Origin of the sequence: Brevibacterium sp. XM4083 (assembly GCF_006489205.2) — a bacterium.
GTDB lineage: Bacteria > Actinomycetota > Actinomycetes > Actinomycetales > Brevibacteriaceae > Brevibacterium.
Window position 1 is genome coordinate 282475 of the sequence record NZ_VFYR02000002.1, and the last position, 24587, is coordinate 307061.

Annotated in this window: 23 protein-coding genes and 1 other RNA gene; 12 read left to right on the forward strand and 12 right to left on the reverse strand. The window is 65.4% G+C overall.

From position 1 onward, the window contains the following. Positions 1 to 1208: 1208 nt before the first annotated feature. From FJ887_RS07085 to FJ887_RS07095, 3 genes are all read right to left on the reverse strand, one after another. The gene (locus tag FJ887_RS07085; protein WP_250786191.1) at positions 1209 to 2096 is read right to left on the reverse strand and encodes an RES family NAD+ phosphorylase; all 888 of its coding nucleotides are present in this window, start codon (positions 2094 to 2096) and stop codon (positions 1209 to 1211) included. Between the two features lie 166 nt (positions 2097 to 2262). Further along, a complete protein-coding gene (locus tag FJ887_RS07090) occupies positions 2263 to 3213 on the reverse strand; it encodes a sce7725 family protein (RefSeq protein ID WP_140955051.1) in 951 nt (316 codons plus the stop codon). A 7-nt stretch (positions 3214 to 3220) separates the two neighbouring features. Beyond that, positions 3221 to 4108, reverse strand: coding sequence for a sce7726 family protein (locus FJ887_RS07095; protein ID WP_219993825.1), 888 nt, complete (start codon positions 4106 to 4108; stop codon positions 3221 to 3223). 555 nt (positions 4109 to 4663) lie between these two features. On the opposite strand from FJ887_RS07095, the gene FJ887_RS07100 reads away from it, so the two are divergent. From FJ887_RS07100 to FJ887_RS07110, 3 genes are all read left to right on the forward strand, one after another. After that, positions 4664 to 5212, forward strand: a complete 549-nt coding sequence (locus FJ887_RS07100) for an ion channel (RefSeq protein WP_140955050.1) — start codon at positions 4664 to 4666, stop codon at positions 5210 to 5212. Next, entirely contained in the window at positions 5209 to 6450 is a 1242-nt protein-coding gene (locus tag FJ887_RS07105; RefSeq protein ID WP_140955049.1) for a chloride channel protein, read from the forward strand. Before FJ887_RS07100 ends, FJ887_RS07105 begins: the two co-directional genes overlap by 4 nt. Positions 6451 to 6601: 151 nt before the next feature. Beyond that, complete coding sequence (locus FJ887_RS07110) at positions 6602 to 7567, forward strand: DUF5996 family protein (protein ID WP_140955048.1); 966 nt, start codon at positions 6602 to 6604, stop codon at positions 7565 to 7567. A 26-nt stretch (positions 7568 to 7593) separates the two neighbouring features. Here the strand turns inward: FJ887_RS07110 and FJ887_RS18305 are convergent, their stop codons facing one another. Beyond that, a complete protein-coding gene (locus tag FJ887_RS18305) occupies positions 7594 to 8142 on the reverse strand; it encodes a TetR/AcrR family transcriptional regulator (RefSeq protein WP_137825508.1) in 549 nt (182 codons plus the stop codon). An 82-nt stretch (positions 8143 to 8224) separates the two neighbouring features. Here FJ887_RS18305 and FJ887_RS07125 point away from each other — a divergent pair, with 82 nt between their 5' ends. Together FJ887_RS07125 and FJ887_RS07130 are read left to right on the forward strand one after the other, a co-directional pair. Next, positions 8225 to 9784 (forward strand): MFS transporter, encoded by a 1560-nt coding sequence (locus tag FJ887_RS07125; protein WP_140955047.1) that lies wholly within the window; start codon positions 8225 to 8227, stop codon positions 9782 to 9784. A gap of 198 nt (positions 9785 to 9982) precedes the next feature. Then, positions 9983 to 10312 (forward strand): nuclear transport factor 2 family protein, encoded by a 330-nt coding sequence (locus FJ887_RS07130; protein WP_140955046.1) that lies wholly within the window; start codon positions 9983 to 9985, stop codon positions 10310 to 10312. Here FJ887_RS07130 and FJ887_RS07135 read toward each other — a convergent pair whose 3' ends face one another. Then, positions 10313 to 10567, reverse strand: coding sequence for a helix-turn-helix transcriptional regulator (locus tag FJ887_RS07135; protein ID WP_219993824.1), 255 nt, complete (start codon positions 10565 to 10567; stop codon positions 10313 to 10315). Further along, the gene (locus FJ887_RS07140; RefSeq protein WP_219993823.1) at positions 10452 to 11333 is read right to left on the reverse strand and encodes an AraC family transcriptional regulator ligand-binding domain-containing protein; all 882 of its coding nucleotides are present in this window, start codon (positions 11331 to 11333) and stop codon (positions 10452 to 10454) included. The genes FJ887_RS07135 and FJ887_RS07140 overlap by 116 nt, the downstream gene beginning before the upstream one ends. Before the next feature lie 224 nt (positions 11334 to 11557). Here FJ887_RS07140 and FJ887_RS07145 point away from each other — a divergent pair, with 224 nt between their 5' ends. Beyond that, complete coding sequence (locus FJ887_RS07145) at positions 11558 to 12571, forward strand: alcohol dehydrogenase catalytic domain-containing protein (RefSeq protein WP_140955045.1); 1014 nt, start codon at positions 11558 to 11560, stop codon at positions 12569 to 12571. On the opposite strand, the gene FJ887_RS07150 is transcribed toward FJ887_RS07145, so the two are convergent. Both FJ887_RS07150 and FJ887_RS07155 read right to left on the reverse strand, forming a co-directional pair. Further along, positions 12565 to 13926: a uracil-xanthine permease family protein gene (locus FJ887_RS07150; protein WP_140955044.1), complete on the reverse strand. Its 1362-nt coding sequence runs from the start codon at positions 13924 to 13926 to the stop codon at positions 12565 to 12567. The two genes, FJ887_RS07145 and FJ887_RS07150, sit on opposite strands and share 7 nt — an antisense overlap. A gap of 82 nt (positions 13927 to 14008) precedes the next feature. Further along, positions 14009 to 15550 (reverse strand): fatty acyl-CoA synthetase, encoded by a 1542-nt coding sequence (locus FJ887_RS07155; protein ID WP_250786192.1) that lies wholly within the window; start codon positions 15548 to 15550, stop codon positions 14009 to 14011. Between the two features lie 168 nt (positions 15551 to 15718). On the opposite strand from FJ887_RS07155, the gene FJ887_RS07160 reads away from it, so the two are divergent. Both FJ887_RS07160 and FJ887_RS07165 read left to right on the forward strand, forming a co-directional pair. Next, on the forward strand, positions 15719 to 16552 hold the full coding sequence (locus FJ887_RS07160; protein ID WP_140955043.1) for a Nif3-like dinuclear metal center hexameric protein: 834 nt from the start codon (positions 15719 to 15721) through the stop codon (positions 16550 to 16552). Positions 16553 to 16582: 30 nt separating this feature from the next. Continuing rightward, positions 16583 to 17311, forward strand: coding sequence for a zinc ribbon domain-containing protein (locus FJ887_RS07165; RefSeq protein ID WP_140955042.1), 729 nt, complete (start codon positions 16583 to 16585; stop codon positions 17309 to 17311). Between the two features lie 10 nt (positions 17312 to 17321). Here the strand turns inward: FJ887_RS07165 and FJ887_RS07170 are convergent, their stop codons facing one another. Next, entirely contained in the window at positions 17322 to 18098 is a 777-nt protein-coding gene (locus FJ887_RS07170; RefSeq protein WP_140955041.1) for a YaaA family protein, read from the reverse strand. Between the two features lie 117 nt (positions 18099 to 18215). Between FJ887_RS07170 and rnpB the strand changes: the two genes are divergently transcribed. Further along, positions 18216 to 18593, forward strand: an RNA gene (gene rnpB, locus FJ887_RS07175) — RNase P RNA component class A. A gap of 35 nt (positions 18594 to 18628) precedes the next feature. Here the strand turns inward: rnpB and ppgK are convergent. Further along, complete coding sequence (gene ppgK, locus FJ887_RS07180) at positions 18629 to 19462, reverse strand: polyphosphate--glucose phosphotransferase (RefSeq protein ID WP_137825517.1); 834 nt, start codon at positions 19460 to 19462, stop codon at positions 18629 to 18631. Continuing rightward, positions 19455 to 20369, reverse strand: coding sequence for a type I methionyl aminopeptidase (map, locus tag FJ887_RS07185; RefSeq protein WP_140955040.1), 915 nt, complete (start codon positions 20367 to 20369; stop codon positions 19455 to 19457). The genes ppgK and map overlap by 8 nt, the downstream gene beginning before the upstream one ends. A 130-nt stretch (positions 20370 to 20499) precedes the next feature. Here map and FJ887_RS07190 point away from each other — a divergent pair, with 130 nt between their 5' ends. Beyond that, positions 20500 to 21225 carry a FadR/GntR family transcriptional regulator gene (locus FJ887_RS07190; protein ID WP_140955039.1) on the forward strand — a complete coding sequence of 242 codons (726 nt, stop codon included), beginning with the start codon at positions 20500 to 20502 and terminating at the stop codon, positions 21223 to 21225. A gap of 324 nt (positions 21226 to 21549) precedes the next feature. Here FJ887_RS07190 and ald read toward each other — a convergent pair whose 3' ends face one another. Next, the gene (gene ald / locus FJ887_RS07195) at positions 21550 to 22668 is read right to left on the reverse strand and encodes an alanine dehydrogenase (protein ID WP_137825520.1); all 1119 of its coding nucleotides are present in this window, start codon (positions 22666 to 22668) and stop codon (positions 21550 to 21552) included. 355 nt (positions 22669 to 23023) lie between these two features. Here ald and FJ887_RS07200 point away from each other — a divergent pair, with 355 nt between their 5' ends. Beyond that, complete coding sequence (locus FJ887_RS07200; protein WP_137825521.1) at positions 23024 to 23227, forward strand: hypothetical protein; 204 nt, start codon at positions 23024 to 23026, stop codon at positions 23225 to 23227. Positions 23228 to 23230: 3 nt separating this feature from the next. Next, positions 23231 to 24583: a type I glutamate--ammonia ligase gene (glnA, locus tag FJ887_RS07205; protein WP_140955038.1), complete on the forward strand. Its 1353-nt coding sequence runs from the start codon at positions 23231 to 23233 to the stop codon at positions 24581 to 24583. Positions 24584 to 24587 lie beyond the last annotated feature (4 nt).

Here is a 24587-nt window from a genome sequence, read left to right on the forward strand (position 1 = left end):
CTCCTCCGTGCCTTTCGCGGGCGGCCGCCGACGAGGGCCCGCCGATCGTTGGGTGCTTCGGTTCGCAAATATAGCGGCCTAGCGATCATACGGCCGGCATGTCCGATCGCTAGGCCGGGGCGGTCGCGGAAGAAATCGTGATGCCCGGGGATAACAAGACCTGGAAGATCGAAATTCTCTCTTACGACTGAAGTACACCGACGAGACCAAGGCACGCGCCGTTGTTTTACTCCTGTGTGCTCAAATCGGCCCGACCACGACCGACAGAGTGACTATCAGCGTGGAAAGGAGCCACTTCATGGGTAGGGAAGCCCTGCCCGTGCGGTGATCAAATAAAGGAACTCGGGCGAGACGACTCTAGCGACGTCGATTGACTTTGCGGCGGAGAACCGGAAACTGCGGGCAGAGGCGGCCCAAGTGAAACGAGGCGATGAGGTCCGCGCCAATCCGCGGCTTACCTCGTTCGGCTGAACTCGATTGTCCATCAAAGTGATCGTCGCATTCATTTTCTAGATTTAACATGAGTCCGCCAGACATGCCGATTGTGTCCGCTCTGAGAAGGACCGACGCACGCTTCGCTGTGAGCAGGCATCGCGCACACGAGATCGTAGGCCTTCGCCATGGGCGATCAGGGATTGGCGCCTGAAGTTCGCCAACGGTTGGTCGACGAAGCCAATCGTTCCTGCTGAGGAGTGCGGAAGATAGGGAACGCGATTCCCTGAGACCGTACCGGTCGGTTCGGACAAGTTGCCCGCTGCTACGTGATGGAGCGGTTGATGGTCGTCCGGCTGAGCTTCGACGGGGTTCGGTGCAGGCGGAAGCGCCCGAAAACGACGTCTGCCCGTGATGAGGAGACCGCGGATGATCACGTTGAGCGTGAGTTCACTTCTTAGGCTCCGAACGGCATGCGGCAACCGAGTGTACGAATGTTCCGACGTAAGCCGGCTGGGTCTGCGCGATGTTCATTATTGTCGTGGTCTATCGCGAGATCGTGGACTTACAGGTCACAAATCATCTACAGAAGAGGGATGCACTAATGCTGTCTCTGGCTGCGAAGAATGGGACTTATCGTACATGGTAGTGTTTGGCTATCGCGATATCTGAAGGATACTACGACTACGTTAACCCGCAGTTCGATGGATGTGAGTGCACCTAAAAAATACGTTTAGCCGCTCACGATGTGAAGATGAATGCAGTTCTAATCTGGTTTATGGGCGGGGGCTTGTAATGTCCACCGTCACGCGGTCCACACTGACGACGTTCACCCCTACAGGAGAAGCGAGTTCAGGAAAGAAAAGGGCCAAATTGACGCCCTCGCTTACTGAGCTTCGGTAGATAACACCTTGATAGCCCAGATTTTTGATGAACTCACACAAGTATTGGCTTGGTATGTACTCAAACGCAGCACTGCTGGGTTGCACTGGTTTCGTGAGTTCTTCGCCGAGTCTCTCCAACAATGGTAGTCCGGATCGAATTGCTGCGATCTGCTCCGCGTTCTCAAGTATGAATGGGGAGGCGCTGCGCCGAGGGTCGCGGAGATCAACAGCAAGAATAGAAGGCACTTGGAAAGTTGCGACGCACGCCCTCTCTCCGGTGTGCGGACGTACTTCAGCAACCGCCGTTTTGGCAGTCGAGCCGAGGTACAGGTAACGAATTCCTGCTGGATTCGCGCGTCCATGTCCGGCAAGGTGAGGAGGCGGGGCGCTCATCTTGTCTAGAGGAAAAGGCTTGTCGTCGGTGAGTAAGCGCGAGCGATGCCATAAAGTGGTGATCTCCGTCAGAGAGTTTACTGGGGCGATTAACTGCCCTAACAACTCAGCCAGACGGCCTAGATTGATCGGTTCGTCAAGAAACCAACGATTACGGTGCATCATCTCGTCCCGGAGATCATTCCAGCGTTGCGGTGTCTCACTGACTAAAAGGTCGATGGGAGCGAAGGGCTGCCGGACGATCTCGCCATCATCGAGGATCTCCGCGAGAAGCTCTTTGGCGTGGGCCTCGTCCATCGCAGGGTGATCAAAAAGTCGCCAGTCATCGGCGAGCAGAGATGCTAGAGACTTGCCATTGCTGTCAGGAACATAGCAATCGAGCAACATCTCAAACCACTGGCTTAATGCGGAGGGTTCTATAGTAGTAGTGTCTCTGTTTCCGCAGAAACCACAGTCGCCTTGGATGGGTTGACCAGTACCATCAGCGATGACCTTGGGAAGGATGCTCTGGGTCAGTCCTGGATCCCCGAAACAATCTGCGCAACAGTACTTCCTAACCATTGTTATCCACGGAATGGAAGCGAGCTAGTGTCTCTAAGTGGTGCTTAATAGAGAGCTTCTTGACATACCCCAATCCTGGAAAGTGACCCCGGTCGTGCAGGGCGCGAAACTCAGTAATTGCACTAGTTTCGAGTAAGTGTGAGTCGCGGGAATCGAGTTTCGCGATCAGCTTGCTCAGAGCCTGAGCGAACTTTCCTGCGGGGTCCGTGGGCGTATCGTTCGTTTCGGACTTGAAATGATAGACAAACATTGCGTCATCCTGACTCGAGTCAATGAAAGTCAAGTGGATAGCAACCGCATATGCAGGACCGCCGCCCTCGCTGTAGTTGTCGCCGACCGTGAGAAAGTCGCCATACCCGTCCATGCCTTCCTCAGGGTATGTGATGTGAAGGTCTGAGAAGGCCTCAACAGGAGGGTAGTCTGCGTTTTTCATCTGAACGAATCCATCGCTAACCAGAATCCTCGGTTTTCCGACGAAGTGTCTCCTGTAGAGGCGATTCGCGTGGTCTTCTAAGAAGATGTTGCGGAAGCGGGCCGCATCATCTGCAAGCTGATCTGACAGTGCCCGAGATTCGGTAAATCCAGCGTGTATCAGGGTGGTTCCGGCCGCAGTAAAAGTTTTGGCCAAGCTTAACGCGCGACTTACGCTTGTTTCATTTGTGAGGAGAATCCCGGCATTAACTCCATCGTTTCCACTATAGTCCTGTTCAAGAAGGCCCGTAATGTTCTCACTGTTCTCGCGATGGTCGCCGTGGCGTGGATTGACTACTACGACTGCCTTTGCGCCTGCATCGACCAAGGACCTAAGAGCCTTTTCCAGACCTCCCAGCGATTCGCGCACTGGCTCGATGATCGGAACAAAACCCGAGTCTGCGATGAGACTTGCTGATTCACGGATGGCCATCAGCTCGAATTGCTTACCTCGGAAATACGGGTAGTACATTTGGTCCTCAATTCCAGGCAAGTGCCTCAGCTAGTGGAGTATCAACAGCTTCCTTGATGCGAATCCTGCTCTTGGGGTTTGGCTTTGCGGCCAGGGAGGCTGCTCGAATTGAAGCGGGTATGGAGTCGATGAACGAGGCCAGATTGGCCTGGGAGCGGCTTGCTCTGAGGGTCTTGACTAACTCCTCGTGGACGGCAGTCGGATCCAGTTCTGCGAAGATTCGGTCAAGCTCGGAACGAATCTGAGTGTTCGGCACGCCAGGGACCTCCAGCCCAAGACGAGTCAGGACCGCAGCGGCTTCATCAACGCGTAGGACTTCAAGGGCCATCCTGGGAACGATGCGCTCTGCGCGGCTCTGCGCTTCTCGTGACGTTTGGAATCTGAAACGTTCAGATAGGGTGATGACTCCAACATCCTCGGGCGTAGCCTTGAGAACTTCAGACAGGTGCGACTTGCTGACCACCACGTTCACAGTTGCGAATACTTGCCGGTAGTTGAATATTTGGTTTTGTAACCGTGATAACGAGTCTCGCTCAGATTTTATTTCGTACGCTGTCGAAGTTCCATTTAGAATGACAACATCAGCCTTGCATGATCCTGCGCGTACTTCATTGAGTAACGTCGCTGTATTTAGATTGTGCCGACCTAGAACGATCTTCTCTGTAATCGCGGTTCGGTAGACATAGTCATCACGAAACCGGGATTTGCTCAGTAGTTCGAATGCTTTGTCGAACGCGGTTCCGACCGTTTCCTTTGGGGACATGTAGGTGGCAAGACGAGTGTGGTCGACTAGTCTCGCAAATAGCGGAGAACGGCCCTGCTTGCCAAGTTCTCGAAGAACCGTTGCGGAGAAAAGGCGGCTCAACGCCGCTGCTTCACTCCTGTCAAGACTCATGCGCTGTCCCTCCTTTGCTTCGGCGATGTGAGAACTTTCCGACCGCTCCAAGAGTATCGTGCTGCGACCTTTCATGCCTTGTGCGGCTCGCTACTTCTGAATCCGGTTGCCGGAAGCGGCTCAGGTTGTGCCGTGTATCGAAGCTCAAGGCACATCTGGGGCCGGACTCACCGTAGCTCGCGACTTTTCCAAGACTGCCATCGGGTGGTCTTCGAGCACCCGCGCGATGGACAAGAGGCTCTATCCGTTGTCGGGGACCAAGTGAATGGCGACTACGGTAATTGAGGCGTCTTAGACGTTCGACTTCTACACATTGGTTCGGCCAAAGCCTCAAACGGCTCCTCGGGCGCGTATTGCCCGATTGGTCGGAGCTCCCGCTTCATTTGTTTCTCCGTGGCTTCCAGTCGATCTACCCGGTTGACGACGTGTGCTTGCTATCCGGCGGCGGGCAGCGTGTACTAATGCACTTCATGGCGCTGTTTCTCCACCTCCGGCACCCCGGCCTCGCCGCGCATCATCGGGGTCCATTCAGTGTCACCCGCATACAATCAAGGCGTGAACGACCCCTCCCCAGACGGCCCACCCAGCCGACGCCGCACCTGGCAGCAGCTCATGAGCTCCCCAGGGTTGCGCGGCGTCAGTCTCATCGTCGGTCCCCTGGCCGTCCTCGCGCTCTACTTCACTGTTCCCCTGGCCAGTTCCGAAATGGGTGCGATCGAACGCCTGCTCGCAACCGCAGCGGCGCTGTCGGTCCTTGCCTTCGCCCTGCTCCGCCTGCGTCGCACCGACACGAATCTGCCTCTCCTCGTGCTGTCCTTCGTCCTCGTCGCGGCCACCTTCTCCGCGGTCTTCTTCGTTGTCGCGACGAACAATCCCCACGAGTTCGACGGCATCGAAACACGCGTCGACGCCCTCTACTTCACGCTGACGACGATGACGACGACCGGCTACGGTGACATCGTCGCCACCGGTCAGCTCTCGCGCATCCTCGTCTCCGCGGTCTTCGTCTTCGATCTCGTCTTCCTCGGACTCTTCGCCAGCGAACTCTCACGGATCGTCAGCCGGAGGCAGGCCGGTCCGACCGCGGCAGCTGATCGCCCATGAGGGCGCGCTTCGGGGGTGTCACCCCACGCCTGACGCTGCTGGCCATCGTCTACGGCGGCATCGCAGGACTCGTCGCGGCGCTGACCTTCAGCGGCATGACCGCCCTCCAGCACCTCGTCTGGGGAGCCGGCGGTGAACTCTTCGGAGATGCGACGACCATCCAGATCCTCGCGACCATCCTCGTCGGGGGTGCGCTGCTCATCCTCCTCGACCGGGCCGCCCCGACCGAGGATCTCCAGACGCTGCTCAAGCAGTCCGATGATCCCGCCGGACTGCCGCGGCGCGCCGTGCTCACCACGGCTTTCGCCGCGATCGTCGCGGTCGCCTTCGGCGGTGGCATCGGACCCGAAGCCGGCATCGTCGCCGTCGTCGCGCAGCTCTCGACGATCGTCGCCCACCTCATCGGCGAAGACGTCGCCATGCGCCGCACGATCGGCCAGGCCGGCAGCGCCGGCGCCCTCGGCGGTTTCTACGGGTCGCCACCGGGCGCGGCCGCCATCGACGGCGACCAGCTCGGCCCGCAGAAGGTCCTCCAGTTCGGTGCGGCCTTCGCCGGGTTCTTCGTCTTCCTCGCCGTGATGAGGGTGATGCCCGAGGGCAGCGGTGCACGCATCTCCCTGCCACCGGTCGACGTCGCCTACTTCAGCCCGTGGCTGCTCGCCGTCGCCGGCGCTGCAGCCGCCGCCGGCTTGGCCTTCCGTGCCCTCCACCATGTGCTCGACGTCGCAGCGCAGCGGGTCTCCCGCACCTGGGCGACGATCGCCATCGGCACGGTCCTCTTCGCCGTCCTCGCCGCCGCCGTGCCCCTCGTCCGCTTCTCCGGACACCACGAGTTGCACGATCTCCAGGTGCTCACCGACTCCGGGGCCTGGCCTGCGCTGCTTCTCGTCGCGGCGGCGAAGATCGTCGCGCTGTCGCTCTGCCTCGTCAGCGGCTGGCGGGGCGGGGAGTTCTTCCCGCTGATCTTCATCGGTTCGGCTATCGGCGCCGCCGCGGCCGTCCTCATCCCGAGCCTCGCTGTCGGAGCGGCCATGGCGACGGGAATGGCGGCGACGACCGCCGTCGGATGGCGCCGCCCGCTGGCCGTCCTTCTCATCCTCGTCCTCCTCGTCGACACCCCGGTGGCCCTGCCGCTCATCGTCGGAGCCGGCGTCGCCTACCTCGTCACTCTCCTCATCCCCGGCCGCGGTGGTGCCCCAGACGACGGCGAATCACCGCCTCCCGAGGCCGCGCGCTAACCACAGTCGCCGGCGATGAGAACCTCCGGTGATGACACGATCCGGCACATCCACCGGCGCTGGCCTTGACGGGTGAGCGTGCACCTTCTAAGTTGAGCGAAACTCCATCGGTCGCAGGCGTGCCTGCGACCACGAGAAGGCCGGGTGGGCGATGGCAACGGACAAGACAGGGTCATCGTGGCCGCAGCTGCGCGTCGATGATTGGACGGGAACGCGCGAGAGCCTCCACCAGTGGCTGCAGATCGTCGGCAAGATCGAACTGGTCTCCACGACGCTCATCAACCACTGGTGGAACGTCACTTATGACGTCAGCGCTCGCGGACTGCGCACGCAGATCCTCATGCGCCAGCAGGGCCGGACCTTCGATGCGGAATTCGACTTCATCGCCGACCATCTCGTGCTGCGAGCGAGCACCGGCGACATCGAGACCGTGCCCCTGAAGCCCCAATCTGTGGCCGACTTCTACGCCGCCGTGATGGAAGCCCTGACCAGGCTCGGCGCCCCGTGCACGGTGTGGGCATGGCCGAACGAACTGCCCCAGGCCACCCCGTTCGCCGAAGACACACGGCCACGGGAATACGATGCCGACGCCGTGCGGCTGTGGTGGAGACAGCTGCAGCACATCGATGACGTCTTCGCCTACTGGCGCGCCGGATTCGCAGGCAAAGCGAGCCCCGTCCAGCTGTTCTGGGGGTCGATGGACCTCTCCGTGACACGGTACTCGGGACGGGTCGCCCCGCCGAGCACGGCCTCACCCCCGAACTGTCCGCCCTGGGTGATGGCCGAGGCTGAGGACCGGGAGAATGTCGCCGTCGGGTTCTGGGCCGGCGGCAGCGACGAAGGCTCCTTCTACGCCTATGCGTATCCGGCGCCGAAAGGCTACTACGACGGGAAGCTCACCGCCGGCGGATACGACGCGAGCCTGGGGGAGTACCTCCTGCCCTACGCCACCGTCCGCACCTCCGCCGATCCCGAAGGCACGCTGCTGACGTTCCTCGACGAGGTCTACGACCGGGCCGCGGACCTCGCGCACTGGGACCGCACGATCCTCGACGTCGATCAGGATCGGCTCATCAAGTACCTGCCGCCTGCCGACCTCAGCTCCCACGAGCACTGAGCGAGGTCTGTCCTCACCCCGGCGGATCAGTCCTCGCCGAGGTCGGCGAGGATCCGGCCGATGAGCCGTTCGCGCGCTGACGCGCTCATCGGCGCGGTGAGAATGCTCTCATACCCCCACGAGCCGTCTGCGGCCATGCGGGCGACCAGGCACCGCAGCGACACGTCATCGAGCTCATCGACGGGGACGCCGTCATCGGGGAACCAGCGCCGATAGACCTCCTCCCAGGGCGCGATCCACTCCGGCTCGTTCGCCGCCTCCATGATGAGACGCAGCTCCACGGTGCTCGGCGTCTTCAGCGCTGCCCGCACGTAGCCGCGGGTGCGTTCGACGAGACTTGCCTCCTCGGGTGCCTTTCCGGTGGCGGCGAGGAGGTCCTCCTCGATGCGGGCGGCCAGATGCTCATGGATGCCCGCGAGCAAGTCGTGCTTGCTCGCGAAGTGGTAGAGCAGGCCGCGTTTGGTCACCCCCGCCTCCTCGGCGACGGAGTCAAGCGTGAGGGCAGTGATCCCTCGCTCCTCCACCACGGTCAGTGCCGCCTCGATGAGTTTGCGTCGTGCGCTCGGTCGTGCCATGGGTTCTCCTCTCGATGTCATAAGTATACCTTTCGGTGTAGTACACTCATTGGTGAAGTAACTCGAAAGGAGATGGAACCTCATGGACACCACACCCCCTCGGGCCACAGCCCGCACCTGGGTCGGTCTGGCCGTGCTCGTGCTGCCGATGCTGCTCATCGCCATCGACAGCATGGTGCTGATCTTCGCCCTCGGCGAGATCACCGCGGAACTCGAGCCCTCCGGTGCGCAGCAGCTGTGGATCCTCGACATCTACTCGCTCATGCTCGCGGGCCTGCTCGTCACCATGGCCTCACTCGGTGATCGTTTCGGAAGGCGGAAGGTGCTTCTCATCGGTGCGGTCGGCTTCGCGATCGCCTCGGTGATCGGCGCCCTGTCGACAGAGGCCTGGATGCTCATCGCCGCCCGGGCCCTCCTCGGCATGTCCGGTGCCGCGATCATGCCCGGCACCCTCTCACTCATCCGCAACATGTTCCTCGACCGCAGCGAACGCCGCACTGCGATGGCCGTGTGGGCGGCGGCCGGGGCACTCGGGGCCGCTGCCGGACCCATCGTCGGCGGAGCCCTCATCGAGGCGTTCAGCTGGCATGCCGCGTTCCTCATGAACATCCCGGTCATGATTCTCCTGCTCGTCCTCGCGCCCTTGCTCGTCCCGGAGAGCAGGAACCCCAACCCCGGTCGCGTCGACCTCCTCAGCATCGTCCTCTCCCTGGCCGGGATGATCGCCGTCATCTACGGAGTCAAGACCTTCGCCGAGGGCGATGAGCCCAGCATCGCCGTCGTCACCTTCATCGGCGGTCTCGTTCTCCTCGTCCTCTTCGTCATCAGGCAGCTGCGGATGCCGCTGCCGATGATCAACGTCCGCCTCTTCACCGGACGAGCGTTCACCGGTGCCGTGGTGACGAACTTCCTGTCGGTGTTCGCCCTGGTCGGGGCCATGTTCGCGCTCACGCAGTTCCTCCAGCTCGTCGCGGGACTCTCGATCATCGAATCCGCCCTGTGGATGCTGCCGCAGGCGCTCGTCTCGGCCGGTGCCGGCTTCGTCGCTGCGGCGCTCGTCAAGCGCATTCCGACATCGATCATCGTCACTGCGGGCATGCTCGTCACCGCGGGCGGGTTCGCGATCCTGCTCACGCTCACTCCCGAGACCCACCCGTGGGTCATCGCCGTGGCCCTCTGCCTGGTCGGTCTCGGCGCGGGTGTGGGGCTGACGCTGACCAACGACATCATCATGAGCTCGGTCCGTCCCGAGGAGTCCGGTCAGGCGGCGGCGATCAGCAACACCGGCTACGAGGTCGGCACCTCGTTCGGCATCGCGGTCCTCGGATCCGTGCTGCTCGGCTTCTACCGCACGAACCTCGAGGACTCGGTGCCGGCGGGACTGCCCGGCGAGGTGCTCGAGGCCGCCAAGGAGACCCTTGCGGCGGCGCTTCTCTACGCGGAGCAGATCTCCGGTGACATCGGTGCGGCCCTGGCATCGGCAGCCATGGAGTCTTTCACGACGGCGCTGTCGCTGACCGGCGGCATCGCCTCGGCGATCCTCGTGGCAGTGGCGATCTTCGCCGGCATCATGCTCCGCGGTGTCTCCGCTGAGGCCGATCTCGCCGAGAGCAACCGCGAGAACGTCGATCAGGAGGTCTGATCCGCTGTCGTCCGGCCCGCTCTTCCGCCGGCGCACTGCCGGATGAGCGGGCCGGCGAGCGGTCTGCCCCGGGCGACCGCGGTGGTCTCCGAAGCTGGGAAGTGAGCTTGCCCCGTTGCCAGGGCCGCGAAATGTTGCCATGATCGGTGGGACATCCGCACCATTCCGAGCACCACCGCTTCAGGAAGAGGAACCACCATGGCCACCGCAGATCTCGCCCAGCAGTTCCACACCGCTCTCGTCAGCGGCGACGCCGACACCCTCGGCTCGCTCGTCACTCCCGATGTCACGTTCACCGGGCCCGTCGCTCATGCCTCCGGCGCCGAGGAGGTGGTTCGGGGTCTTGCGGAGATGGGCTCGATGACGACCTCCGACGACGTCAAGGTCCAGCTCTCCGATGACGACAATGCCCTCATCTGGTCCGAACTCGCCACCTCCGGCTCTCCGGCGATCCCGGCCGCGACATGGCTGCGCTTCGAGGGCGGGAAGATCGCGGAGATCCAGACGGTCTTCAACGCCGCCCGCTGACTAGGGCTGCCCCGCCGGGGCGCCGATGAGGCCCGCTCGCGCACCCTCCGGTGTCATCCCGGTCCAGGTTTTGAACGCACGATAGAACGAATTCGTGTCGGTGTAGCCGAGGAGGAAGGCGATCTCGGCGGTGCGCAGATCATTGCGCACGAGATAGTGGCGTGCGAGGTTCTCTCGGGTCTCGGCGAGCACAGCCTGGAACGACGTCCCCTCGGCTTTGAGCTGCCGTTGCAGAGTGCGTGGACTCGTCGCCAACCGCCGGGTGACGGCGCCGATCGACGGATCTCCCGCCGGCAGCGACTCGACCAAGGCTGAATGCACGCGGTCGCGGGTGCTTGCGTGCGCGTCGAGATCGGCGAGCCGGCGGCGCAGCTCGGGCGCGAAGACCTGCCACATCCCCCTCATTCTCCGTGAGGAACGGCCGGGTGGCATCAGCCTGTGAGAAGGTGACCGACCATGCGTCCCCGGTCCGCACCCGCGCCCCGAGGTGGTCTTCGAGCACGCCGGGATCCGTGGGGATCTGCGGCATCGTCACCCGCACCGGACGCACCGGTTCCCGCGTCGCGAGGCGGGCGAGTGCAACCCAGAAGAGGATTTCGGCCATGGCGAGCAGGACCGGCGGCTCCGGCGCGGTCGGCCACCGATAGGCGATGGTGAGGTCGGATGCACTGTCGACGACGAGGGCGACCGGACCGATGAGCGGTTTGTAGACAGCCAGGCGCTCGGCTGCCGTGCGCAGATCCTGACTCGAGAGCGCAGCGAACAGCGGTGGGGAGAAGTGCTCGACGGAGATCGCCTCGCCGATCGCGACGGCCGCCTCCGTCGCGGTGCCGTGACGCTCGGCCTCCCGGGCGATCGCCTCCCAGAAGCGGTAGTAGTCCGCGGGGTCGAGCTCGGACGCTCCACGCGAGAGCAGATCCGCGGGCAGTCCTGCCCGACGGAGGACGAGTGCGGGGGAGATGTCGAGATCGCGCAGGAGCACGGCGATGCTCGGATCGAGATCGAAGCGGGTTCCGGCCATGGTCGAAGCGTAGCCGAGATCGCCGCGTTGACCACCGGCACAGTGCGCCAGTCGACCCGCAATGGACGCCAGGCGACGGTGGCGCGATCCGCAAGCACCTCGGCGTGCTCTGCCGGTCACACGGCGTCCTGTGACCTCTAATGTCGATGGTGTCATCACGGATCCGGTGGCGAACACCGACCGGATCCGCCCCCTGAGCACCACCCTGTTGAAAGGTCACCATCATGAAGGCAGCAGTCATTCCCGAACTCAACGGCACCTGGGAGCTGCGGGAGATTCCCACCCCGACCGCCGAACCCGGTCAGGTCCTCATCAAGGTTCATGCCACCGGCATCTGCTTCACCGACATCTGGACGACGCGCGGTGCCGCTGGCGATCTGTTCCCCAACACCCCGGGACATGAAGTCGTCGGCGAGATCGTCGCAGTCGGCGACGGCGTGACCGGCCGCAAGGTCGGCGACCGGGTCGGCACCACCTGGGTGCAGTCGACCTGCGGCCGGTGCGACTACTGCCGCGAGAACCTTCCCCTGTCCGGCCAAGCCGCAGTCAACTGCCCGAATGCCCGGCTCACCGGGTTCACCACCCAGGGCGGACACGCCGAGTACATCGCGGCCACCGCCACCGGCACCGTGCTCATCCCCGACGGACTGTCCTATGAGGAGGCCGCACCGATCTTCTGCGCCGGGTACACCGTGTGGAGCGGACTGCGGGCGGCTGATCCTCAGCCGGGCGAGACGATCGCCGTCGTCGGGATCGGCGGTCTGGGTCACCTTGCCGTCCAGTTCGCGAAGGCAGCCGGTTTCAGGACGATCGCGGTGACCCATTCGCCGGACAAGCATGACCTTGCCCGCGATCTCGGTGCCGATCTCGTCGTCGCCGACGGCGCGGGGCTCCAGGCGGCGGGTGGAGCCGATGTCCTGCTTCTGAGCTCGAACTCCTACGAGTCGGGCAGGGACGCGTTCAAGGGCCTGCGGCACGACGGTCGTGCTGTCCTCGTCGGTCTCGACCCGTTCGACGACTTCACGATCCCGACCGAACCGCAGCCGTTCTTCGCGCAGCGACAGAAGGTCATCGGCGCCACGCACAACGGGCTCAACTACCTCACCGAAGCACTCGAGATCGCTGCATCGGGGAAGGTCAAGCCGATGATCGAGGTCTTCGACAAGGAGGACATCACCGAGGCGGTCGCCAAGGTCACCGCCGGTGACGTCCGCTTCCGCGCCGTCGTCACCTACTGAGTGCCCTTCGGCTCCGACTGGTCTGCCATCGCGCCGGTCCCCGCCTCGGCGGGGACCGGCGCGGTGCCGCGCCACCGGGCGATGACCGTCATGAGCTGGTAGATGACGATCGCCGAGGCGGTGCCCAGGGCGATCCCGGCGAACTCGAGTCCGGCCGGGGTCCACGTGAAGTTCGCGATCGCGACGATGAGGGACACCGCTGCGGTGTTGAGGTTGATCGGATTGGCGAAGTCGACCCGGTTCTCCACCCAGATGCGGACGCCGAGGAGGCCGATCATCCCGTAGAGCACGGTCGCCGCCCCGCCGAGCACACCGGGTGGGATCGTCGCGATGATCTCCCCGAACTTCGGCAGCAGACTGAGGATGAGGGCGATGACCGCGGCACAGAGGTACGCGGCGGTCGAGTAGATCTTCGTCGCGGCCATCACGCCGATGTTCTCCGCGTACGTCGTCGTGCCCGATCCGCCGCCGGCTCCGGCGAGCGTCGTGGCGAGGCCGTCGGCGAAGAGGGCCCGACCGGTCAGCCCGTCGAGGTCGCGGCCGGTCATCGCGGCCACGGACTTCACATGCCCGATGTTCTCGGCGACGAGGACGAGGACGACGGGCAGGAAGAGTCCGAGGTATCCGAGGTCGAAGGCGGGAGCGTGGAAGGTCGGCAGGCCGAACCAGGCGGCGGAAGAGACGGTGGAGAAGTTCACTTCCCCCTGGACGAGTGCCGCACCGTAGCCGACGAGCACCCCGATGAGGATCGACAGCCGCCCGAGCATGCCCTTGAAGAGCACGGAGGTCACGACGATGACGGCGATCGTGATGACCGCGGTCAGCGGTGCTTGCTGCACCCATCCCCAGGCGGCAGGGGCGAGGTTGAGGCCGATGAGGGCGACGATCGAACCGGTGACGACCGGCGGCATCGTCACCTCGATCCACCGCACCCCGGCGAAGTGGACGACGATGCCGACAAGCGCGAGGGTCACCCCGACGGAGATGATCCCACCCTGGGCGAGCGCCATCGCCTGCGAGTCGAGCCGCTCCCCGGAAGTCGCCGCGAACCCGGTGACCGCGCCGATGGGGGCGAGCAGGCCGAAGGACGAGCCGAGGTAGGACGGCATCATCCCCTTCGTGATGAGGAGGAAGAGAAGCGTGCCGATCGCGGTGAAGAAGAGCGTCGTCGACGGCGGGAAGCCGGTGAGCAGAGGAACGAGGAACGTCGCCCCGAACATCGCGACGACGTGCTGGGCGCCGATCCCGATGGTCCGCGGCCAATTCAGCCGCTCCTCGGGTAGCACGATCTCCCCGGGACGGATCGTCCTGCCGTCACCGTGGAGGCTCCACTGCCACCTGGCGGTCGTGTCCATCTCGCGTACCCTTCCGTCGACGTCGGGCCCTCATCGGGCCCCAGTGCAGTGTATGCGCGCCGAGGCGGCCGTGCACGACGGCTCATTCGTCCCGCAGCGACCGCTTGAGGATCTTGCCGGCGGAGTTCTTCGGCAGCCCGGCGACGAACGTCACCCGTTTGGGCACCTTGAAGCCGGCGAGACGGTCTCTGACATGGGCGATGACATCCGCCTCGGCGATCTCACCGGCGTCGTCGCGGAGGACGACGAAGGCGCTGATGGCCTCGATCCACTTCTCGTCGGCGATGCCGACGACGGCAACCTCGGCGACTCCGGGCATCGCGAAGATCGCGTCCTCAACCTGACGACTGGCCACGAGCACCCCGCCGGTGTTGATGACGTCCTTGACGCGATCGACGACCTCGACGTAACCGTCGGCATCCATCCGCACGAGGTCACCGGAATGGAACCACTGGCCGTCGAAGGCGGCTTCGGTCGCCTCGGGCCTGTCCCAGTAGCCCTCGCACAGCTGCGGGGAGCGGTAGAGGATCTCCCCGAGCTCACCGGGGCCGACCTCCTCGCCGGCGGCGTCGACGACCCGGGTCTCGACGAAGAGGACGGCGCGTCCGGCCGAACCGGGGTGGGCGTCGTGCTCCTCGGGGCGGAGCACCGTGCACAGCGGACCCATCTCGGACTGTCCGAAGCAGTTGTAGAACCCGAGCCCGGGCAGTCGGGTGCGCAGCTTCTCGAGCACCGGGCCGGGCATGATCGACGCCCCGTAATAGGCCTTCTCGAGGCTGTCGAGGTTCCTCGTCGCCAGGTCGGGACTGTTCGCGAGCGCCACCCAGACGGTCGGGGCGGCGAAGAACGAGTTGATCCGCCGCTCCTCGAAGAGGGCGAGCAGGTCGTCGGGGACGGGGGCTGCGACGATGACGTTGTGGGCGCCGACGGCCAGCAGCGGGAGGAGAAAGACGTGCATCTGCGCCGAATGGTAGAGCGGCAGCGCATGGACGACCCGATCGGTGCCGGCGAAGTCGAGGCTCGTCAGGCACGAGAGGTACTCGTGGACGAGCGCGCGGTGCGTCATCACCGCGCCCTTCGGCGCCGAGGTGGTCCCCGAGGTGTAGAGCAGCTGCGCGACATCGGTGTCGGCGACGTCGAATTCGCCCTCCCCGGCCGGGGCGATGTCCGGCGCCGAGGCGGGACCGAAGAGTTCGTCGAACTCGACGAGACGGGCACTGCCGCCATGCGCGGTGGCGACGACCGCCTCGGCGAGGTCGGAGTCGGCGACGACGATCCGGGCCCCGGAGTTGGCGAGGATGTAGTCGAGTTCGTCCCCGGTGAGCTGGAAGTTCACGGGAACGTGGACGAACCCGGCACGGGCGCACGCGAGATAGAGGAGTGCGTAGAGGTCCGAGTTCCGGCCGTAGGCGGCGATCCGGTCGCCTGGGCCTGCGCCCACGCGGCGGAGTTCGCGGGCGAGCGCGGTGACCGCGGCATCGAGCTCGGCATAGGACCAAGTGCGGTCGCCGAACTCGACGGCGGTCCGAGAGCCGAAGCGGTCGGCGCTGCGCCGGATGAGATCGGCGACGGTGGAGGAGACGGGCTGGAGGGACGACGTCATCGTCGACGTGGAAGAGGTCATGGGGCCAATCTAGCGGCGATGCCGCGGCACGTGAACAGGTTCGCGCATCCGGCGCCTCGGCCGGGCAGCCTCGTCGGGTCGGTGGCAGGCGGCTCGCCGCGACCGGAGCCAGGGCGTGCGCTCCATCGCCCAGGCGGAGTGCCGGTGACGATGCATTAGTGTGGGCGTATGAGATATCCGACGGTCAGCGAATGTGTGGACCTCTTCGACTCCCTGTGGCCGCCGTCCCTGGCCGAGGACTGGGACACCGTCGGTCTCGCGGTCGGAGATCCGGACGCCGAGGTGCGCTCGATCCTCCTCGCCCTCGATCCCACCGATGCCGTCATCGCCGAGGCGGTCGTCCTCGGCGCGGACCTGCTCTTCACCCATCATCCGCTCATGCTGCGCCCGGTCTCCTCGGTGAGCGCGGGAACCCTCAAGGGCGGGGCCGTCCACACGCTCATCACGAACGGCATCGCCCAGTTCAACGCCCACACGAACGCCGACTCCGCCGTCGGAGGAGTCTCGGATGTCCTCATCGACCTCATCGGCGTCGCCGACTCCTCACCGCTCGTCCCCGATCCCGCGGATCCGGCACGCGGCATCGGCCGGGTGGGCGACCTCGGGAAGCCGACGACGGTCCGCGACATCGCCCGGACCCTGGCCGGTCGACTGCCGCGGACGACGACCGGTGTGCGCATCGCCGGTGACCCTGCCGCCGAGGTGACCCGGGTCGCCGTGTGCGGGGGAGCGGGGGATTCCCTCTTCGAGGCCGTGCGCGCCAGCGGTGCCGACGTCTACGTCACCGCCGATCTCCGCCATCATCCGGCGACCGAGGCGCTCGACACCGGCAATCGCGGCGACGCCCGCCCTCAGCTCATCGACGTCTCGCATTGGGCTTCGGAAGCGGTCTGGCTGGCGGCCGCCGCCGAGGCGCTCGAGGCCGAATTCGCCGCCCGTGGGCTCTCCGTCGCCCTTCAGGCCTCCGCCGTCAACACCGACCCCTGGGTCGAACGCTACTGACCTCTGCCCTCACTGCCCTAGGACCTGACCATGCAGCTCACCGCCGATCAGCGCACCCGTCTCGAGGAGCTCATCGAGCTCACGGCGAAGTCACGGGCCCTGCGCCACGAACACGAGAATCCCATCGAGGGACCGAAGCTGCAGGAGCTCATCGAGCGGCACAAGGCGCTGAGTGCGGAGAAGGCGGCCGCCGCCGAGGTGATCGCCGGGTTCGAGAGCGAGACCGCCGAGCTCACTGCCGCGATCGACAAGCAGGCGGCGCAGATTGCGAAGAAGACGACCGAACTCAATGACGGCACGGGGCTGACGAGCCGCGACCTCGTCCACCTCCAGGAGGAGATCGCCGCGCACGAGGCGAAGGTCGCCGAGTTCGAGGACACGGAGCTCGCGACGATGGAGCGACTCGAATCCGCGCAGGCGGAGATGGCGGGCATCGACACCCGCATCGCCGAGGTCACGGAGCAGGGACGCACGACCCAGACGGCGATCAAGGAGCGCAAGGCGGCGCTGGCCGAGGACATGGACGAACTCGGCAGCCAGGAGTCCCAGCTCAAGGCCGACCTGCCGCCGGAGCTCGTGCGCCGGTTCGAGGGCAATGTCGCCGAGGGCGGGCCGGGCGCGGCGATCATCGCCGGCCCCCACTGCCAGGCCTGCGGTCAGGAGATCAGCGGCGCCACATGGCATCAGTGGCTGAGCGAGGATCCGAACGAGGTCCACACCTGCGAGGAGTGCGAAGCGGTCCTGCTTCGCCGCGCGTGAAGCCGAGGGTTCAGTCGCGCAGAACGATCGTCAGTCCCGCCGGTCGGGTGGCGGTCGCCTCGGCGAATTCCACCTCATAGTGCTCTGCGGCGCGGGTGACGAGTGCGTCGATGCTCTCCGGCAGGGCGCGGTCGTCACGAAGCAGCCGGCCGACGAACTCGCCCCGGTAGAACTTCGCCCAGTGGGAGACGACGCTGCGCTTGTCCCCGGCCATCTTGACCGCCCCGAGCGTGACGACCTGCCCGTGGGGACCCGGCCACGCCGAGCGGTAGTCGCTCGAGCGGCAGTCGAGGATCACCTCGGCGTCACCGACCGTGAAGGACTTCGCGAGGATCGGCTTCCACCACGAGGAGAGACGGCCGAGCTGGCCGAGGTCGCTCTTCATCGCCAAACGGTACGCGGGGATCGGGTCGAGGCCGCCGACCTGCCCGAACACCGCGGAGAAGACATGGACGTCGCGGAGGCGGTCAGCGAACGCCGCATCGGATTCGGCGAGGGCGACGAGATCGGCCGCGCCCATCGCCTCGAAGAGGACCCCGGTGTAGGTGAGCAGCGCGGGAGCGCACGGCTGTTCGTCGATGGTGACGTTGCGGGCGACCTCCTCGGCCAGTGACTTCCCGACGCCGAGGGCGGTGAGCGCGTCCTTGCGCTTCGAGACCTTCTTCAGCGCACCGAGCACCTGTTTGCGCTTGGCGGTGAGATCCGGGGACGACAGGGCGGCCAGGTCGAGCGGTGCCCCGGTCGCTGGTGGGGTCTTGCCTTCGGAGGGAGGGAGGAGGATCTTCACCCCACCATCGTAGGCGGCAAGGCTGACACGCCCACCCCCGGTCCGTGTTGCCTTGGTCACCTGCGAGCGAGCTGTCGCCGCCACCTGCGGCCGATCCGCGTAGACTGGTCGGTGAGGACAGGTCACCAGACGGCCGCGGCCTTCGGGCTGAGGAACGTCCGGGCTCCGCAGAGCAGGGATGGTGGGTAACGCCCACCCGGGGCAACCCGCGGGCAAGTGCAACAGAAAGCAGACCGCCACGCGAGGCGATGCACATCGTGTCGCGGGGTAAGGGTGAAACGGTGGTGTAAGAGACCACCAGAGTGCCGGGTGACCGGCGCTGCTGGGTAAACCCCATCCGGAGCAAGATCAGACAGACGGCGTTCGAGGCTGCTCGCCGAGCCGTCGGGTGGATTGCTTGAGGCTGCTGGCAACAGTGGTCCCAGATAGATGGCCGTCAGTCGAGAAGGGCAACCGACTCGATGACAGAACCCGGCGTATCGGTGGCCTGTCCTCCTCAGTCACCCAGTCGTCTCACGACCGCTCCGCGCTCAGCTCTCGCCCTTCTTCACCCGCGCCTTGCCGTCATTGACCGCGAGGATCGCGGCCCCGACGATGCCGGCGTTGTTGAACATCTTCGCCGGGCACATGAGCGCGCGGGTCTTGATGAGCGGGAGGAACTCATCGTGCTGCTTCGAGATGCCGCCGCCGACGATGATGAGGTCCGGGGCGACGAGTAGCTCGACCTGGGAGTAGTACTGCTGGAGGCGAGCAGCCCACTCGTCGTACTCGAGCTCCTCGCGGACCTTGACCGATTCGGCCGCCTGCGTCTCGGCGTCGCGGCCGTTCATCTCGATGTGTCCGAGCTCGGTGTAGGGGACCAGCCGACCCTGCGTGAACAGCGCGGTGCCGATGCCGGTGCCGAGCGTCGTCAGCAGCACCGTCTTCTTCCGGTACTTCCGGCCGGCGCCGAAGACCATCTCCGCGAGTCCGGCGGCATCGGCGTCGTTCATGATGAAGAACCTCCGGCCGACGTGCTCACGGAGGATCGACTGGATGTTCGAGCCGATCCAGCTCTGATCGAGGTTCGCCGCGTAGTGGACCTCGTCGTCACGGACGACACCGGGGAACCCGCAGCCGAGCGGAAGCGCATCGAGGGACGACCGGTCGTCGACGACCTCGAGCTCGAGGGCGCGCTCGACGAGGAGTTCGACCACCTCGGCGATGGCATCGGCGACCGCCACCGGCGTGCTCGGCTTCGGCGTGAGCACCCGGACGCGCTTGAACGCGAGCTGACCGGTCGCCGTGTCGACGAGCGCGGCTTTGATGCCCGTGCCGCCGATGTCGATGCCGATCGCGAACCGGGCGGGGGAGTCGTCAGTCATTCGTGTCCTTGGGGCTCGGGCCTCCGGCGATCGCCGTGTTCGGATCGGGGAGGGTGAGGATATCGGCACCGGTGTCGGTGACGACGATGGTGTGCTCGAACTGGGCGGAGCGCTTCCGGTCCTTCGTCACGACCGTCCAGGAGTCGTCCCAGACGTCCCAGGCCTCGGTGCCGAGGTTGAGCATCGGCTCGATCGTGAAGATCATGCCCGGCTCCATCACCTCGGCGTGGGCGGGGGCGGCGTCGTAATGGGGGACGATGAGCCCGGAATGGAACTCCCGTCCGACCCCGTGGCCGCTGTAGTCGCGGACGACGCCGTACCCGAAGCGCTGCGCGTACTTCTCGATGACGCGGCCGATGATGTTGATCTCCCGACCTGGCCGAACGGCCTTGATGCCGCGCATCGTCGCCTCCCACGTGCGCTCGATGAGCAGACGGGACTCTTCGTCGATGTCGCCGACGGCGAACGTGTAGTTCGTGTCTCCGTGCATGCCGCCGATGAACGCGGTGATGTCGACGTTGACGATGTCGCCGTCGACGAGCGCGGTGGAGTCGGGGATCCCGTGGCAGATGACCTCGTTGACCGATGTGCACACCGACTTCGGGAACCCGCGGTAGCCCAGGGTCGACGGGTAGGCGCCGTGATCGGCCATGTACTCGTGGGCCACCCGGTCGATCTCATCGGTCGTGACTCCGGGGACGATGATCTCGCCGACCGCGGCCAGCGCGTTCGCCGCGATCGTCCCGGCGGTGCGGACGCGCTCGATCTCCTCCGGCGTGTAGTGGTTGCCGCCGCGGCCCTCATCGGCGTCGGCGCGACCGACGTATTCGGGGCGGGTGATCGAGGCGGGGACTCGACGTTCGGGAGAGAGCGTTCCGGGCGTGATGAGGCGAGGCTGGACTGTCATGATGGTCACGATTCTAGAGCCCCGGCGTGTCGATATTCCACCGCACACCCGCACCCGTGACCGCGGGTGGAGGCGCAGAAGCATAGACTCGATGGTGAGCAATGACGACGGAATCGACGCAGGAGGGGTGATGAGCGAGCGATCGGATGTGTCCGGTGGGGAGTTCTCCGGACTGAGCGAGGTGGTGAGCCTGACGAGCGCACCTCAGCAGATCGCCGACCACATCCTCTCCGGCATCGCCGTGGGAGCCCTGCCCGAGGGCACCCTGCTGCCCGGCGAGCGGGCCCTGGCCGCTGACCTGCAGGTGTCGCGTTCGAGTGTGCGGGCTGCGCTCGAACGGCTCGAGCGCCTCGGGGTCGTCGAACGGCGCCGAGGTCGCGGCGGCGGCACCTTCGTCGCCAACGTCGAACCGGCCACCTTGGCCCCCATGGCCGAACGCATCGAGGAGTTCTACGCCGAGCGCAAGAACCTCCTCGACGCTCGCGCCGTGTTCCAGAACGGTCTGGCCGCAACCGCGGCGACACGGCGGACTGATGACGAGCTCGCCGAACTCCGGGAGCTCGCGGCGGTGTACTCCGAACGCGCCGAGGCGGCCGCCGCCCGGACCGCCGATGCGCGGTTCCATTTCGCCATCGCCCGGGCCGGTCACAATCCCGAACTCGTGCGCATGGCCATCGACATCGACACCCGGATCAACGCCGGCTTCCGCCACGACCCGTTCTCGCATGAGCTCTTCGACCGTGCCGTCAACGACCATGCCGCGATCGTCGAGGCGATCGCCAACGGAGACGCCGAGGCGGCCGGGCGGCTGTGCGAAGAGCACTTCCGCTCGACGACGATGCCCGAACCCGGCTGACCGCGCCCCCGGAACTCCGCGGGGAGCGCTGAGACTCCGGGGAGCGCTGTGACTCCGCGGGGTGCCGCCGACACCCTCGGTGTGCAACCGCAACCCTGGGTCGAACACACACCTCTGCGCTCGACACACACCTCTGCGCTCGACACTCACCCCTGAGCACAGCGACAGGCACCCGCAGCTCCACCTCCACCGCGTGCACGGGGAGGATGTGGAGTTGCGGGTGCCTGTTGCGACGACTGCCGCCGGACCGGGTGCAGCGTCAGGCCTGCGCAAGGCCCGACGCTGCGGCGAGCAGCCTGCGACGAACGCTCAGTCGGCGAACGCTCAGTTGGCGAGTGCGTGCTCGACGGAGACGGCCTCGAGGCCGAACGCCTCGGCGACGTTGTCGTTGGTGACATGACCGTTGTGGACGTTGAGTCCCCGGGCGAGGCCGGCGTCGTTCGACAGCGCCGCGTGCCAGCCCTGGTCGGCGAGCTTGACGGCGAAGGGCAGGGTCGCGTTCGTCAGGGCCGCCGTCGCGGTGTTCGGCACGGCGCCGGGCATGTTCGCCACGCAGTAGAAGATCGACTGGTGGACGACGTAGGTCGGATCGTCGTGCGTCGTCGGGTGCGAGCCCTCGAAGCAGCCGCCCTGGTCGATGGCGATGTCGACGAGCACCGAACCGGGCTTCATGCCGGCGACCATCTCGTCGGTGACGAGCTTGGGAGCCTTCTTGCCGGGGATGAGGACCGAGCCGATGACGAGGTCGGCGGTCGAGAGCGACTTCGTGATCTCGTACTTGTTCGACACCTTCGTCGCGATCGCTCCGCCGAAGGTCTCATCGATCTGGCGCAGACGCGGGATGTTGATGTCGATGACCTCGACGTTGGCTCCGAGTCCGAGGGCCATGCGCGCGGCGTTCGTGCCGGCGACACCGGCGCCGATGACGACGACGTTGGCCTTGTCGGTGCCGGGGACACCGGAGAGGAGCACACCGCGGCCGCCTTCGGCCTTGAGCAGGCTGTGGGCGCCGACCTGCGTCGAGAGGCGTCCGGCGATCTCGCTCATCGGCGCGAGCAGCGGCAGGCCGCCGCCGTCGGGCTGAACGGTCTCGTAGGCGATCGCCGTGGTGCCGGCCTCCATGAGCGCCTTCGTCAGCGCTTCGTCGGCGGCGAGGTGGAGGTAGGTGAAGAGGATGAGATCCTGGCGGAGGAAGCCGTACTCGGAGGCGATGGGCTCCTTGACCTTGAGGACCATGTCACCGGCGGCCCAGGTGGCGGCGGCGTCGGGGGCGATCTTCGCGCCGGCAGCGATGTACTCATCGTCGGTGATGAATGATCCTTCGCCGGCTCCGGCCTGGACGGTGACCTGGTGACCGCGGGAGACGAGCTCGTGGACGCCGGCAGCGGTGATGGCGACGCGGAACTCGTTGTTCTTGACCTCTGTGGGCACTGAGATGCGCATTGGGATTCCTTCTTTCATGGCGCCCATGGGACGGGACAGATTCGGCTCTGCGGGGCAGCGACCGAGGGTACATCTCACTCTAAGCTTGTGAAGGTTCGCGAGGCAAACCTTTACGTGCCTATTTCGTCATCAATCTTGCGGAATCGGTTGTCCACCATGCGAAAGAATGGGGAAATCCGCGGAACTGGTCCCACATCGAGGGCACCTCTGTGGACCCCTCGCGAGCGCCGCGGCACTCCGCGGAATCGGGCACGGTCACCGGCCGACACCTCGGCGAACTCCCTGTCAGGCGGCCCGCGAACCGGTAAGCTGGCCGGTGTCAGAGCATCATCTCACCGACGACGGAAGGCCTGTCATGGGACTGTTCAGCGATATCGACGAAGCGAACTCGAAGTGGTACTTCAACACCGCCACGGGCGAGGTCGAGCAGGGTCTCGTCAGCGATTGGACCCACCGCATGGGTCCCTACGACACCGAGGCGGAGGCACGTGACGCCCTCGAGCAGGCGAAGAAGCGCAACGAGGAGTGGAACGAGGCCGACGAGAAGTGGAACGGCTGATCGATGTCGAAGCAGGAAGAGTTCGTCCTCCGCACCGTTGAGGATCGTGACGTCCGGTTCATCCGGCTGTGGTTCACCGACGTGCTCGGCGGACTGAAGTCCGTGGCCGTCGTCCCCGCCGAACTCGAAGGCGCGTTCTCCGAGGGCATCGGCTTCGACGGGTCGGCGGTCGAGGGACTCTCCCGGGTCTACGAGGCCGATATGGTCCTCAAGCCCGATCCGTCGACGTTCTCCCTGCTGCCGTGGCGCGGGGAGACGGAGCCGACGGGCCGGATGTTCTGCGACATCCACGTGCCCGGCGGGGAACCGGCGAAGGCCGATCCCCGCAACGTCCTCAAGCGCACGCTCGAGAGCGCAGCGAAGAAGGGGTTCACCTTCTACGTCCATCCCGAGATGGAGTTCTACCTCTTCCGGTCCGGCAACCTCGACCTCGGCAACGGCACCCTCGGTGCCCCGGTGCCCGTCGACACCGCCGGGTACTTCGACCACGTCAACGGCGGGACGGCGAACGACTTCCGGCGCTCGGCGGTGACGATGCTCGAGGCGATGGGACTGTCGGTCGAGTTCTCCCACCACGAGGCGGGTCCGGGACAGAACGAGATCGACCTGCGCTACGCCGACGCGCTGACGATGGCCGACAACATCATGACCTTCCGCTCGGTCATCAAGGAGGTCGCGATCGCCCAGGGCGTCTACGCCTCATTCATGCCCAAGCCGCTCGCCGACCACCCGGGCAACGGCATGCACACCCACGTGTCGCTCTTCGAGGGGGAGAACAACGCGTTCTTCGAACCGGGCGCGACCTATCAGCTCTCGAAGATCGGTCGCCAATTCATCGCCGGCCTGCTCCACCACGCGGCGGAGATCACGGCCGTGACGAACCAGTTCGTCAACTCCTACAAGCGCCTGTGGACCGGCCACGAAGCCCCCTCCTACATCTGCTGGGGACACCGGAACCGGTCCGCGCTCGTGCGGGTCCCGCAGTACAACTCCGGCAAATCGTCCTCGGCCCGCGTCGAGTACCGCGGCCTCGACTCCTCGGCCAACCCGTACCTGTCCTACGCCCTGCTCCTCGCCGCCGGGCTCAAGGGGATCGAAGAGGACTACGAGCTGCCGGAGGAGGCCGAGGACAACGTCTGGCTGCTCTCCGACACCGAACGCCGGGCGATGGGCATCCGCGCCCTTCCCGCGAGCCTCGCCGAGGCGCTCGAGATCATGGAGGGCTCCGACCTCGTCGCCGAGACCCTCGGTGAGGAGGTCTTCGACTTCTTCCTCCGCAACAAACGACAGGAATGGGACGGCTACCGCGCTCAGGTGACCCCGTACGAGCTCAGCAAGCACTTCTCGTCGATGTGATCCC

What these genes read in the sequence shown, in the direction of transcription:
- FJ887_RS18305 (WP_137825508.1), bottom strand. Translation starts at nt 8,142, where the DNA reads ATGGCACGACCGAGCGCACGACGCAAACTCATCGAGGCGGCACTGACC.
- ald (WP_137825520.1), bottom strand. Translation starts at nt 22,668, where the DNA reads ATGCGCATCTCAGTGCCCACAGAGGTCAAGAACAACGAGTTCCGCGTC.
- ppgK (WP_137825517.1), bottom strand. Translation starts at nt 19,462, where the DNA reads ATGACTGACGACTCCCCCGCCCGGTTCGCGATCGGCATCGACATCGGC.
- FJ887_RS07155 (WP_250786192.1), bottom strand. Translation starts at nt 15,550, where the DNA reads ATGACCTCTTCCACGTCGACGATGACGTCGTCCCTCCAGCCCGTCTCC.
- FJ887_RS07150 (WP_140955044.1), bottom strand. Translation starts at nt 13,926, where the DNA reads ATGGACACGACCGCCAGGTGGCAGTGGAGCCTCCACGGTGACGGCAGG.
- FJ887_RS07160 (WP_140955043.1), top strand. Translation starts at nt 15,719, where the DNA reads ATGAGATATCCGACGGTCAGCGAATGTGTGGACCTCTTCGACTCCCTG.
- FJ887_RS07140 (WP_219993823.1), bottom strand. Translation starts at nt 11,333, where the DNA reads ATGGCCGGAACCCGCTTCGATCTCGATCCGAGCATCGCCGTGCTCCTG.
- FJ887_RS07200 (WP_137825521.1), top strand. Translation starts at nt 23,024, where the DNA reads ATGGGACTGTTCAGCGATATCGACGAAGCGAACTCGAAGTGGTACTTC.
- FJ887_RS07125 (WP_140955047.1), top strand. Translation starts at nt 8,225, where the DNA reads ATGGACACCACACCCCCTCGGGCCACAGCCCGCACCTGGGTCGGTCTG.
- map (WP_140955040.1), bottom strand. Translation starts at nt 20,369, where the DNA reads ATGACAGTCCAGCCTCGCCTCATCACGCCCGGAACGCTCTCTCCCGAA.
- glnA (WP_140955038.1), top strand. Translation starts at nt 23,231, where the DNA reads ATGTCGAAGCAGGAAGAGTTCGTCCTCCGCACCGTTGAGGATCGTGAC.
- FJ887_RS07145 (WP_140955045.1), top strand. Translation starts at nt 11,558, where the DNA reads ATGAAGGCAGCAGTCATTCCCGAACTCAACGGCACCTGGGAGCTGCGG.
- FJ887_RS07085 (WP_250786191.1), bottom strand. Translation starts at nt 2,096, where the DNA reads ATGTTGCTCGATTGCTATGTTCCTGACAGCAATGGCAAGTCTCTAGCA.
- FJ887_RS07190 (WP_140955039.1), top strand. Translation starts at nt 20,500, where the DNA reads ATGAGCGAGCGATCGGATGTGTCCGGTGGGGAGTTCTCCGGACTGAGC.
- FJ887_RS07105 (WP_140955049.1), top strand. Translation starts at nt 5,209, where the DNA reads ATGAGGGCGCGCTTCGGGGGTGTCACCCCACGCCTGACGCTGCTGGCC.
- FJ887_RS07110 (WP_140955048.1), top strand. Translation starts at nt 6,602, where the DNA reads ATGGCAACGGACAAGACAGGGTCATCGTGGCCGCAGCTGCGCGTCGAT.
- FJ887_RS07130 (WP_140955046.1), top strand. Translation starts at nt 9,983, where the DNA reads ATGGCCACCGCAGATCTCGCCCAGCAGTTCCACACCGCTCTCGTCAGC.
- FJ887_RS07165 (WP_140955042.1), top strand. Translation starts at nt 16,583, where the DNA reads ATGCAGCTCACCGCCGATCAGCGCACCCGTCTCGAGGAGCTCATCGAG.
- FJ887_RS07090 (WP_140955051.1), bottom strand. Translation starts at nt 3,213, where the DNA reads ATGTACTACCCGTATTTCCGAGGTAAGCAATTCGAGCTGATGGCCATC.
- FJ887_RS07095 (WP_219993825.1), bottom strand. Translation starts at nt 4,108, where the DNA reads ATGAGTCTTGACAGGAGTGAAGCAGCGGCGTTGAGCCGCCTTTTCTCC.